The sequence below is a fragment of the Pseudomonas sp. CBZ-4 genome (assembly GCF_000346755.1).
Taxonomy (GTDB): domain Bacteria; phylum Pseudomonadota; class Gammaproteobacteria; order Pseudomonadales; family Pseudomonadaceae; genus Aquipseudomonas.
In genome coordinates this window covers 39,238-50,662 of record NZ_ANNV01000153.1, presented here as the reverse complement: position 1 = coordinate 50,662, position 11,425 = coordinate 39,238, and the positions used below count along the sequence as shown (strand labels likewise).

General features: G+C 62.2%; 9 protein-coding genes and 1 riboswitch. Of the genes, 8 read left to right on the top strand and 1 reads right to left on the bottom strand.

What is annotated here, in order from left to right; genetic code table 11:
- Window positions 1-119: 119 nt before the first annotated feature.
- The 6 genes from aruF to astE all read left to right on the top strand — a co-directional run bounded on the left by aruF (window position 120) and on the right by astE (window position 6,536).
- Entirely contained in the window at window positions 120-1,139 is a 1,020-nt protein-coding gene (gene aruF / locus B348_RS0122095; protein ID WP_017738219.1) for an arginine/ornithine succinyltransferase subunit alpha, read from the top strand.
- A 51-nt stretch (window positions 1,140-1,190) separates the two neighbouring features.
- Window positions 1,191-2,216 carry an arginine N-succinyltransferase gene (gene astA, locus B348_RS0122090; RefSeq protein ID WP_017738218.1) on the top strand — a complete coding sequence of 342 codons (1,026 nt, stop codon included), beginning with the start codon at window positions 1,191-1,193 and terminating at the stop codon, window positions 2,214-2,216.
- On the top strand, window positions 2,213-3,682 hold the full coding sequence (astD, locus tag B348_RS0122085) for a succinylglutamate-semialdehyde dehydrogenase (RefSeq protein ID WP_177325348.1): 1,470 nt from the start codon (window positions 2,213-2,215) through the stop codon (window positions 3,680-3,682). Before astA ends, astD begins: the two co-directional genes overlap by 4 nt.
- Window positions 3,683-3,856: 174 nt before the next feature.
- Window positions 3,857-5,203 carry an N-succinylarginine dihydrolase gene (gene astB, locus B348_RS0122080; protein ID WP_017738216.1) on the top strand — a complete coding sequence of 449 codons (1,347 nt, stop codon included), beginning with the start codon at window positions 3,857-3,859 and terminating at the stop codon, window positions 5,201-5,203.
- A gap of 25 nt (window positions 5,204-5,228) precedes the next feature.
- A complete protein-coding gene (locus B348_RS0122075) occupies window positions 5,229-5,519 on the top strand; it encodes a hypothetical protein (RefSeq protein WP_003214319.1) in 291 nt (96 codons plus the stop codon).
- Between the two features lie 12 nt (window positions 5,520-5,531).
- Window positions 5,532-6,536, top strand: a complete 1,005-nt coding sequence (gene astE / locus B348_RS0122070) for a succinylglutamate desuccinylase (protein WP_017738215.1) — start codon at window positions 5,532-5,534, stop codon at window positions 6,534-6,536.
- A 131-nt stretch (window positions 6,537-6,667) separates the two neighbouring features.
- Here astE and B348_RS0122065 read toward each other — a convergent pair whose 3' ends face one another.
- Entirely contained in the window at window positions 6,668-7,177 is a 510-nt protein-coding gene (locus B348_RS0122065; protein ID WP_003233516.1) for a 6,7-dimethyl-8-ribityllumazine synthase, read from the bottom strand.
- Between the two features lie 88 nt (window positions 7,178-7,265).
- Window positions 7,266-7,435, bottom strand: a riboswitch (FMN riboswitch).
- A 190-nt stretch (window positions 7,436-7,625) separates the two neighbouring features.
- Here B348_RS0122065 and ltaE point away from each other — a divergent pair.
- Together ltaE and alaS are read left to right on the top strand one after the other, a co-directional pair.
- Window positions 7,626-8,630: a low-specificity L-threonine aldolase gene (gene ltaE / locus B348_RS0122060; RefSeq protein ID WP_017738214.1), complete on the top strand. Its 1,005-nt coding sequence runs from the start codon at window positions 7,626-7,628 to the stop codon at window positions 8,628-8,630.
- A 146-nt stretch (window positions 8,631-8,776) separates the two neighbouring features.
- A complete protein-coding gene (gene alaS / locus B348_RS0122055) occupies window positions 8,777-11,395 on the top strand; it encodes an alanine--tRNA ligase (protein WP_017738213.1) in 2,619 nt (872 codons plus the stop codon).
- The last annotated feature ends 30 nt before the right edge of the window (window positions 11,396-11,425 follow it).

Sequence of the window (11,425 nt, the reverse complement as noted above, 5' to 3'; positions counted from 1 at the left end):
TCATCAACTGACAGACTGCTATCGCGGGCAAGCCCGCTCCCACATTGGATTTATGTGAATCCAAATTCCGTGTCCGGCATTTTTCCCTCTATGAGTTTTTCGAGTTAAGGAGTGACACCATGCTGGTGATGCGCCCCGCGCAAATGGCTGATCTGGGCGAGGTACAGCGTCTGGCTGCGGACAGCCCGATTGGTGTCACCTCCTTGCCGGATGATGTCGAACGCCTCAGCGACAAGATCGCCGCCAGCGAAGCGTCCTTCGCGGCCGAGGTGAGTTTCAACGGTGAAGAAAGCTATTTCTTCGTGCTCGAAGACACCGAGACCGGCAAGCTCGCCGGTTGCTCGGCCATTGTCGCGTCGGCCGGCTATTCGGAACCCTTCTACAGTTTTCGTAACGAGACCTTCGTGCACGCCTCCCGCGAGCTGAAGATCCACAACAAGATCCACGTGCTTTCCCAGTGCCACGACCTCACCGGCAACAGCCTGCTCACCAGCTTCTATGTGGTGCCCGAGCTGGTCGGTTCGCCGTGGTCGGAACTCAATTCCCGTGGCCGCCTGCTGTTCGTCGCCAGCCACCCCGAGCGCTTTGCCGACTCGGTGGTGACCGAGATCGTCGGCTACAGCGACGAGAACGGTGACTCGCCGTTCTGGGACGCCATCGGCCGCAACTTCTTCGACCTCAACTACGCCGCGGCCGAGCGCCTGTGCGGGCTGAAAAGCCGTACCTTCCTCGCCGAACTGATGCCGCACTACCCGATCTACGTGCCACTGCTGCCCGACGAAGCCCAAGAGGCGATGGGCCAGGTGCACCCGCGTGCGCAGATCACCTTCGACATCCTGATGCGCGAAGGCTTCGAGACCGACCATTACATCGACATCTTCGACGGTGGCCCGACGCTGCATGCACGGGTCTCGGGCATTCGCTCGATTGCCCAGAGCCGCGTGGTGCCGGTGAAGATCGGCGAGATGGTCAAGGGTGTCGGCCGCCAGTACCTGGTGAGCAATGCGTCGTTGCAGGATTACCGCGCGGTGCTGCTGGAACTGGACTACGCGCCCGGCAAACCGGTGACCCTGGATCTGGCCGCAGCGGAAGCGCTGGGTGTCGGCGAAGGCGCCAGCGTGCGTTTGGTTGCGGTTTAACACAGAGTTTCGCGGGTGGCCTTTAGCGGGCGGCCCGTCTGAGGAGATAGCATGATCGTTCGTCCCGTACGCAGCAGCGATTTACCGGCCCTGATTGACCTGGCGCGCAGCACCGGCACCGGCCTCACCACCTTGCCGGCCAACGAAGAGCGCCTGACTCACCGGGTTGGCTGGGCCGAGAAAACCTTTCGCGGCGAAGCCGGGCGCGGCGATGCAGACTACCTGTTCGTGCTGGAAAACGACGAAGGCCGTGTGGTGGGCATTTCCGCCATTGCGGGCGCCGTCGGCCTGCGCGAGCCTTGGTACAACTTCCGGGTCGGCCTGACAGTCAGCGCCTCCCAGGAACTGAATATCTACCGCGAAATCCCTACGCTGTTTTTGGCCAACGACCTCACCGGCAACTCCGAGCTGTGCTCGTTGTTCCTGCACGCCGATTACCGCACCGGCCTCAACGGCCGCATGCTGGCCAAGGCGCGCATGTTGTTTATCGCCGAGTTCCCGCAGTTGTTCGGCAACAAGATCATCGCCGAGATGCGCGGGGTGTCCAACGACGCCGGGCGTTCGCCGTTCTGGGAAAGCCTGGGCCGGCACTTCTTCAAGATGGAATTCAGCCAGGCGGATTACCTCACCGGCGTGGGCAACAAGGCGTTTATCGCCGAGCTGATGCCGAAGTTCCCGCTGTACAGCTGCTTCCTGTCCGAGGATGCGCGCAACGTGATCGGCAAGGTCCACCCGGACACCGAACCGGCGCTGAGCATGCTCAAGAGCGAAGGTTTCAGCTACCAGGGCTACGTCGATATCTTTGACGCGGGCCCGGCGGTGGAGTGTGAAACCAGCAAGATCCGTGCGGTGCGCGACAGCCAATCGCTGGTGCTGGCCATCGGCACGCCGGGGGACGATGCCACGCCGTTCCTGATCCATAACCGCAAGCGCGAGGAGTGCCGCATCACGGCCGCTCCAGCCCGTCTGGCGGCAGGCACGCTGGTGGTCGATCCGCTGACCGCCAAGCGCCTGCAACTGGTGGTGGGTGATCAAGTGCGTGCTGTTCCGTTGTCTGCTGCTCGGGAGTCGAAATAATGAATTCGCTGTATATCGCAGGTAGCTGGCTGGCGGGCCAGGGTGAGCTGTTTGAATCGCGCAACCCGGTGACCCAGCACGTGCTGTGGGCCGGCAATGGCGCCACCGCCGAGCAGGTTGAGTCCGCCGTGCAGGCTGCACGCCAGGCGTTCCCGGCCTGGGCCAAGCGTTCGCTGGAAGAGCGCATCGGTGTGTTGGAAACCTTCGCCGCCACCCTGAAACAACGCGCCGATGAAATCGCTCGCTGCATCGGTGAGGAAACCGGCAAGCCGCTGTGGGAGTCGGCCACCGAAGTCACCAGCATGGCCAACAAGATCGCCATCTCGGTGCAAAGCTACCGCGAGCGTACCGGCGAGAAGAGCGGCCCCCTGGGCGACGCCACCGCCGTGCTGCGCCACAAGCCCCACGGCGTGGTGGCGGTGTTTGGCCCGTACAACTTCCCCGGCCATTTGCCCAACGGGCATATCGTCCCGGCGCTGCTGGCGGGCAATACCGTGCTGTTCAAGCCGAGCGAGCTGACGCCGAAAGTCGCCGAGCTGACCGTGCAATGCTGGATCGAAGCCGGTTTGCCGGCGGGCGTGTTGAACCTGCTGCAAGGCGCGCGGGAAACCGGCATCGCGTTGGCGGCGAATCCTGGGATCGACGGGTTGTTCTTCACCGGTTCCAGCCGCACCGGCAATCATCTGCACCAGCAATTCTCCGGGCGCCCGGACAAGATCCTCGCCCTGGAAATGGGCGGCAACAACCCGCTGGTGGTGGATGAAGTGGCCGACGTGGATGCGGCGGTCTACACCATTATCCAGTCGGCGTTTATCTCCGCCGGCCAGCGTTGCACCTGTGCCCGTCGCCTGCTGGTGCCGGAAGGCGCGTGGGGCGATGCGTTGTTGGCGCGCCTGGTGGCAGTCAGCGCGACTATCGAAGTGGGCGCATTCGACCAGCAACCGGCGCCGTTCATGGGCTCGGTGATTTCCCTGGCGGCTGCCAAAGCGTTGATGGAGGCCCAGGAATTGATGCTCGCCAACGGCGCCGTGGCGCTGCTGGAAATGACCCAGCCGCAGGATCAGGCCGCGCTGCTGACGCCCGGCATTATCGATGTGACCGGCGTGACCGAGCGCGAAGACGAAGAACTGTTCGGCCCGCTGTTGCAAGTGATTCGCTACGCTGATTTTGCAGGCGCGATTGCCGAGGCCAACAACACCCAGTACGGCCTGGCCGCTGGCTTGTTGTCGGACTCCGAAGCGCGTTACCAGCAGTTCTGGCTGGAAAGCCGCGCGGGGATCGTCAACTGGAACAAACAGCTGACGGGCGCCGCGAGTACTGCGCCGTTTGGTGGGGTCGGGGCCTCGGGGAATCATCGTGCCAGTGCGTATTACGCGGCGGATTATTGTGCGTATCCGGTGGCGTCGTTGGAGACCCCGAGCCTGGTGGTGCCAGCCACGCTGACCCCAGGTATTACGCTGAACTAAAGGTGGAAGCAGGCTTGTGTGGGAGCTGGCTTGCCTGCGATACAGGCGACTCGGTCTTTCAGGTACACCGAGGTGATGCCATCGCAGGCAAGCCAGCTCCCACAGTTGATCGGGTTTACAGATATAGACCTGCAATTAATGCCTATAAAAACAGATGTTCGTGGAGCCTCGCCGATGAAATCCTATGAAGTCAATTTTGACGGTCTAGTGGGGCCGACCCATAACTACGGCGGTTTGTCCTTTGGCAACGTCGCGTCCCAGAGCAACAGCCAGCAGCATTCCAACCCCAAGGAAGCGGCGTTGCAGGGCCTGCAAAAAATGAAGGCCCTGATGGACATGGGCTTTGCCCAGGGCGTGCTCGCACCACAGGAACGTCCCGACGTCGCCGCCTTGCGCAGCCTCGGCTTCAGCGGCAGCGACGCCCAGGTGATCCAGCAAGCCGCCAAGGACGCCATGCCATTGCTGGTCGCCAGCTGCTCGGCATCGAGCATGTGGGTGGCCAACGCCGCCACGGTCAGCCCAAGCGCCGACACCGCCGACGGCCGCGTGCACTTCACCGCCGCCAACCTGAACTGCAAATACCACCGCAGCATCGAACACCCGACCACCAGCCGCGTGCTGGGGGCGATGTTTGCCGACGCCAAGCACTTCGCCCACCACGCCGCGTTGCCGGCGGTGGCGCAGTTCGGTGATGAAGGCGCGGCCAACCACACGCGTTTCTGCCGTGAGTACGGTGACGCGGGCGTGGAGTTTTTTGTGTTCGGCCGCAGTGCGTTCGACAGCCGCTTCCCGGCGCCGCAAAAGTACCCGGCGCGCCAGACGCTTGAAGCGTCCCAGGCGGTTGCGCGCTTGCACGGCCTGAAGGACCACGGCGTGGTCTACGCCCAGCAGAACCCGGCGGTGATCGATGCCGGTGTGTTCCACAACGACGTGATCGCGGTGGGCAATGGCGAAGTGCTGTTCTATCACGAGGATGCGTTCCTCAATACCGAACAGATGCTCGCTGAGCTGCAAGCCAAGTTGGGCAAACTGGGCGGCAACTTCCAGTCCGTCTGCGTGCCCCGTGCCCTGGTCAGTGTCGAGGACGCGGTGCGTTCCTACCTGTTCAACAGCCAGTTGCTGACTCGCGCCGACGGCTCGATGCTGCTGATCGTGCCGGAAGAATGCCGCGCCAACGAACGCGTGTGGCAGTACCTGCAAGGCCTGACTGCGTCGGGCGGGCTGATCCGTGAAGTCAAAGTCTTCGACCTCAAGCAAAGCATGCAGAACGGCGGTGGCCCGGCGTGCCTGCGTTTGCGCGTGGCGTTGAACGAAACGGAACTGGCGGCGGTGAATCCAGGGGTTATCATGACCGCGCCGTTGTACGAAACACTGACCCAGTGGGTAGGCAAGCACTACCGCGACAGCTTGCGCGAAAGCGACCTGGCTGACCCGCAGTTGTTGCTTGAATGCCGGACGGCACTGGATGAACTGACGCAAATCCTTAAACTGGGCGCGGTTTATCCTTTCCAGATCAATTAACGCCGCACGGCTGAGAGTTATATATATGACCACCGACACCCTGAAACTGATTCTTGAAGACACCGACGGCACCCAGCTGGAAACCTCCTGCACCCGCGTCGCCGTGGTGTGGCAGGGCAAGGAAATCTGGATCCAGCACGACGGCCGTGGCCAACTGCTGATCGGCGTGGACGTGGAAGAAGGCGATGCTGAATACGCCAACCTGCTGATGCGCCCATTGGCCACCAACCTGATGAGCCTGCAACTGGAAATGGAACCGGCTGACGTTGAAGGTGACGACGACGATCACGTCCACGGTCCAGGCTGCAACCACTAAGAGAAGCTGCTTATGCTCGCCCTCGGCAAACTGCTTGAACTGACCCTCGCCGGTCGCGAACCGGCGCAAAAAATTCAACTGACTGTCGACGGCGTGCAGATGCGCTGGCTCAGCGAGGGCGCGCTGGAAGTGCGCCCACCGCAGGGCCGAGACGACGGCAGCGACCTGCTGCTGTCGTCCGGCATCCATGGCAACGAAACGGCGCCGATCGAACTGCTCGACCGCCTGTTGCATGGCATTGCCCGTGGGGAGATCAAGCCCCGCAACCGTATTCTGTTCCTGTTCGGCAACCCCGAAGCCATGCGTCGCGGTGAGCGTTACCTGGAACTGGACGTCAACCGGCTGTTCAATGGCCGTCACGAACAAAACATCGGCCCGGAGGCCATGCGTGCCGCCGAGCTGGAGCAACTGGCTCGCAGTTTTTTCAGCCTGCCCGACCGAGCGCGCCTGCATTACGACCTGCACACCGCGATTCGCGGTTCGAAGATCGAGCAGTTCGCCTTGTACCCGTGGAAAGCCGGGCGCCAGCATTCCCGTCGCGAACTGGAGCGCCTGCGTGCCGCCGGCATGGAAGCGGTGCTGTTGCAGAACAAGACTTCCATCACCTTCACCGCCTTTACCTACGAGCAACTCGACGCCGAGGCCTTCACCCTGGAATTGGGCAAGGCGCGGCCGTTCGGGCAGAACCAGGGGGTGGACGTGTCACGCCTGGAAACCCGCTTGAAGCAGATGATCGAAGGCACCGAACCTGCAACCGACAGCCTCGACGGCCTGAAACTGTTCGCCGTGGCGCGGGAAGTGATCAAGCACAGCGATGCGTTCCTGCTGCACTTGCCAGCGGATGTGGAAAACTTTTCGGAGTTGGAGAAGGGCTATCTGCTGGCCGAAGACGTGGCCAAGACCCGTTGGGTGATCGAGGAGGAGGGCGCGCGCATCATCTTCCCGAACCCGAAGGTGAAGAATGGTTTGCGGGCGGGGATCCTGATTGTGCCGACCACGGATGCCGGGTTGGCCTAGTGCTTAAGGTTTAACGCAGTCCTGTGTGGGAGCGGGCTTGCCCGCGATTACGGAGTGTCAGTCAACAATGCTGTGACTGACCCACCGCTATCGCGGGCAAGCCCGCTCCCACATTTGTTTTGCAGTGTGGCTTAGACCGCTACGGCACGCGGCTCGCTGCGGCGGATCGCGCGGACCTTGTGCAGGGTGTCGGCGCAGGTGCGTGCCGCTTCCTGGCCCTTGTGCACGAAGTGCTCGTAGAAGAAGGTGTGGTGCTCGCTGCCCGCATGGAAGTGATGCGGCGTCAGCGACACCGAGAACACCGGCACTTCGGTTTCCAGCTGCACCTGCATCAGGCCGCTGACCACCGACTGCGCCACGAACTCGTGGCGGTAGATGCCGCCGTCCACCACCAGCGCGGCGGCAACGATACCGGCGTAGCGGCCGGTCTTGGCCAGCAGCTTGGCGTGCAGGGGCATTTCAAAGGCACCGCCGACTTCGAAGAAATCGATGTCCGATTCCTGGTAGCCCTGGGCGATCATTTCGGCGAGGAAGCCTTTGCGCGATTGGTCGACAATATCCTTGTGCCAGCAGGCCTGGATAAACGCGACGCGCTCGCCGTGATGGTTTTTGCTTTTGCTGTCGATTGCGGTGGGTTGCATGTTCTGACTCCTGTTTAAGAAAAAAACAGGGCGATATGAATCGAATGGGATTTAAGGGTACGCAAGACGAGCGGCCCTTAGGTGCCAATCCCGTTCTCTCTTCATCCGGACTATGACCGTCGGCCCCGGGATCACACCGGGTCTGCTGACCTTGGCGCCGTCCCGCGTGAGCAGTTCGAGGCGCCAAGCGCTCGCGGGCTATACACATTGCGTGTAATTACCGCCGGTGGGGAATTGCACCCCGCCCTGAGAACGTTGCCACCAGAACCCTGGCGGCGGAGAGTTTTTATCATGGTTTTTCAAAAACTGCACGGCTGCCGTATCGATAGGCTATATCGGTTTGTTTGGTTGGTATTCGATTGAATATGCCCGGGGCTTGATATTCCGTGGCGTTGCCCGCAGTAATGATCTGCAAAAGGACTTATCCAATCCGTTAGAGGCCTGTTTCATGTCTGTGATCGACCTGCGCAGCGACACCGTGACCCAACCCACCCCCGGCATGCGAGACGCCATGGCCAACGCCGCCAGCGGCGACGACGTGTATGGCGAAGACCCCAGCGTCAACCTGCTGGAAGCCGAGATGGCCAAGCGCCTGGGCTTCGACGCGGCGTTGTTCGTGCCCACCGGCACCATGAGCAACCTGCTGGCGTTGATGGCGCACTGTGAGCGCGGCGAGGAATACATCGTCGGCCAGCAAGCCCACACCTACAAATACGAAGGCGGTGGCGCGGCGGTGCTCGGTTCGATTCAGCCGCAGCCGCTGGAGGTGCAGGCGGACGGCTCCCTGGACCTGGACCAGGTGCTGGAGGCGATCAAGCCCGACGACTTCCACTTCGCCCGCACGCGCCTGCTGGCGTTGGAAAACACCATGCAGGGCAAGGTGCTGCCCCTGGAATACCTGGCCAGGGCGCGCGCGTTTACCCGCGAGCATGGCCTGGCGCTGCACCTGGACGGCGCGCGGATCTACAACGCGGCGGTCAAGCTGGAGGTGGATGCGCGGGTGATCGCCGGGTATTTCGATTCGGTCTCGGTGTGCCTGTCCAAAGGCCTGGGCGCGCCGATTGGCTCGGTGTTGTGTGGCTCTGCGGTGTTGATCGCCAAGGCGCGGCGCCTGCGCAAGATGGTCGGCGGCGGCATGCGCCAGGCCGGTTCGCTGGCGGCGGCGGGGCTGTACGCGCTGGATCACCAGGTGCAGCGCCTGGCCGACGACCATGCCAACGCGCAATGGCTGGGGGATGAACTGCGCAAGGCCGGCTACACGGTGGAGCCGGTGCAGACCAACATGGTCTACGTGCAGATTGGCGAGCAGGCCCAGGCGTTGAAGGCGTTTGCCGCCGAGCGTGGGATCAAGTTGAGCGCCGCCCCGCGCCTGCGCATGGTCACCCATTTGGATGTGAGCCGCGCGCAGATCGAACAGGTGCTGGCGACATTCGTCGAATTTTCGCGCAAATGAGCCTGCACACCGTCTAATTGAACGTTTCAATCGTATAAACACGCTGTACCACCGGCAAAGGGCCGATATAATGCGGCCCTTTGCCGTCGCTCCGTCTGATGATGTTGCGCACTGGCCTTTGGCCGCAGCCTCCGTGGAAGAACCTAATGAAAAGCGCAGAAATCCGTGAAGCCTTCCTTCGCTTCTTCGAAGAGCAAGGCCACACCCGTGTAGCCTCCAGCTCCTTGATCCCAGGCAATGACCCAACCCTGCTGTTCACCAACGCGGGGATGAACCAGTTCAAGGACTGCTTCCTGGGCCAGGAAAAGCGCGCCTATACCCGCGCCACCAGCAGCCAGAAGTGCGTACGCGCCGGCGGCAAGAACAGTGACCTGGAAAACGTCGGTTACACCGCGCGTCACCACACGTTCTTCGAAATGCTGGGCAACTTCAGCTTTGGCGACTATTTCAAGAAAGATGCGATCACCTTCGCCTGGACTTTCCTCACCGGCGTGCTGAAGCTGCCGAAGGAAAAACTCTGGGTCACCGTGTATGCCACGGACGACGAAGCGTATGACATCTGGACCCAACACATCGGCGTGCCTGAAGAGCGCATGATCCGTATCGGCGACAACAAAGGCGCGCCGTACGCTTCCGACAACTTCTGGACCATGGGCGATACCGGCCCGTGCGGCCCTTGCACCGAGATCTTCTACGACCACGGCGCCGACATCTGGGGTGGCCCGCCGGGCTCGCCGGAAGAAGACGGCGACCGTTACATCGAGATCTGGAACAACGTGTTCATGCAGTTCAACCGCACCGCCGATGGCGTGTTGCATCCGCTGCCAGCGCCGTCGGTAGACACCGGCATGGGCCTGGAGCGGATCAGTGCGGTGATGCAGCACGTGCACTCCAACTACGAAATCGACCTGTTCACCAACCTGCTGAGCGCTTCGGCGGCGGCCATTGGCTGCGCCAATGAAAGCCAGTCTTCGCTCAAGGTGGTGTCGGACCACATCCGTTCCTGCGGCTTCCTGATCGCCGATGGCGTGCTGCCGTCGAACGAAGGCCGCGGTTATGTGCTGCGCCGCATCATCCGTCGCGCCTGCCGCCACGGTAACAAGCTGGGCGCCACCGGCAGCTTCTTCTACAAGATCGTTGCGGCACTGGTTGCCGAGATGGGCGAAGCCTTCCCGGAACTCAAGCAGCAGCAAGGCAATATCGAGCGCGTGCTCAAGGCCGAAGAAGAGCAGTTCTCCAAGACCCTGGACCACGGCCTGAAAATCCTCGAGCAGGATCTGGCTGGCCTCAAGGGCACCGTGGTGCCGGGTGACGTGGTGTTCAAGCTGTACGACACCTACGGCTTCCCGATGGACCTGACCGCCGACATCGCCCGTGAGCGCGAGCTGACCATCGACGAAGCCGGTTTTGAGCGTGAGATGGAAGCCCAGCGTGTGCGTGCGCGTTCCGCCAGCTCCTTTGGCCTGGACTACAACACCCTGGTCAAGGTTGACGTACCGACCGAGTTCACCGGCTACAGCGCCACCGTGGGCTCGGCCAAGATCGTCGCCATTTATAAAGACGGCAAGTCGGTCGACGTGCTGAACGAAGGCGAAGAGGCCGTCGTGGTCCTGGACCAGACCCCGTTCTACGCCGAATCCGGTGGCCAGGTCGGTGACTGTGGTTTCCTGAGTTCGACGTCCGGCCGTTTTGACGTGCGCGACACCACCAAGACCGGCGGTGCGTTCCTGCATCACGGTGTGATGGTGCTGGGCAACCTGACGATTGGTGCGCCGGTCGATACCCAGGTCGATGCCGATGTACGCCACGCCACTGCACTGAATCACTCGGCCACGCACTTGCTGCACGCCGCACTGCGCCAGGTGCTGGGCGATCACGTCCAGCAGAAAGGCTCGTTGGTGGATAGCCAGCGCCTGCGTTTCGACTTCAGCCACTTCGAAGCGATCAAGCCTGAGCAGATCAAGGCGCTGGAAGACATCGTCAACGCCGAGATCCGCAAGAACACCCCGGTGCAAACCGAAGAAACCGATATCGAGACCGCCAAGGCCAAGGGCGCCATGGCGCTGTTCGGCGAGAAGTACGGCGACAGCGTGCGCGTGCTGAGCATGGGCGGCGATTTCTCGGTAGAACTGTGTGGCGGTATCCACGCCAATCGTACCGGCGACATTGCCCTGATGAAAATCATCAGCGAAGGCGGTGTGGCGTCCGGTGTGCGCCGTATTGAGGCAGTGACTGGCGCTGCGGCCCTGGCCTACCTCAATGCCGCCGAAGAACAACTCAAGGAAGCGGCCAGCCTGGTCAAGGGCAGCCGCGACAACCTGATCGACAAGCTGTCCGCCGTGCTGGAGCGCAATCGCGCCCTGGAGAAACAGCTGGAGCAGTTGCAAGCCAAGGCAGCCAGCGCGGCGGGCGACGATCTGTCGGCCACGGCGTTGGACGTCAAGGGTGTGAAAGTCCTGGCCACGCGCCTGGACGGTCAGGACGGCAAGGCGCTGTTGGCCTTGGTCGATCAGTTGAAGAACAAGCTCGGCCGCGCAGTGATCCTGCTCGGCGGTGTCCATGAGGATAAGGTCGTTCTGGTTGCCGGTGTAACCAAGGACCTGACTGGCCAACTCAAGGCCGGTGATTTGATGAAGCAAGCCGCTGCGGCAATGGGCGGGAAGGGCGGTGGTCGTCCAGACATGGCACAAGGCGGTGGTGTAGACGCCGGTGCCCTGGACGCGGCCCTGGCCCTGACCGTGCCGTTTGTCGAAGCGGGTATTTAAGGCACTGGTGGCGTGCCCATGGTCTAGTCA

What these genes read in the sequence shown, in the direction of transcription:
- aruF (WP_017738219.1), top strand. Translation starts at nt 120, where the DNA reads ATGCTGGTGATGCGCCCCGCGCAAATGGCTGATCTGGGCGAGGTACAG.
- astA (WP_017738218.1), top strand. Translation starts at nt 1,191, where the DNA reads ATGATCGTTCGTCCCGTACGCAGCAGCGATTTACCGGCCCTGATTGAC.
- astB (WP_017738216.1), top strand. Translation starts at nt 3,857, where the DNA reads ATGAAATCCTATGAAGTCAATTTTGACGGTCTAGTGGGGCCGACCCAT.
- B348_RS0122075 (WP_003214319.1), top strand. Translation starts at nt 5,229, where the DNA reads ATGACCACCGACACCCTGAAACTGATTCTTGAAGACACCGACGGCACC.
- astE (WP_017738215.1), top strand. Translation starts at nt 5,532, where the DNA reads ATGCTCGCCCTCGGCAAACTGCTTGAACTGACCCTCGCCGGTCGCGAA.
- B348_RS0122065 (WP_003233516.1), bottom strand. Translation starts at nt 7,177, where the DNA reads ATGCAACCCACCGCAATCGACAGCAAAAGCAAAAACCATCACGGCGAG.
- ltaE (WP_017738214.1), top strand. Translation starts at nt 7,626, where the DNA reads ATGTCTGTGATCGACCTGCGCAGCGACACCGTGACCCAACCCACCCCC.
- alaS (WP_017738213.1), top strand. Translation starts at nt 8,777, where the DNA reads ATGAAAAGCGCAGAAATCCGTGAAGCCTTCCTTCGCTTCTTCGAAGAG.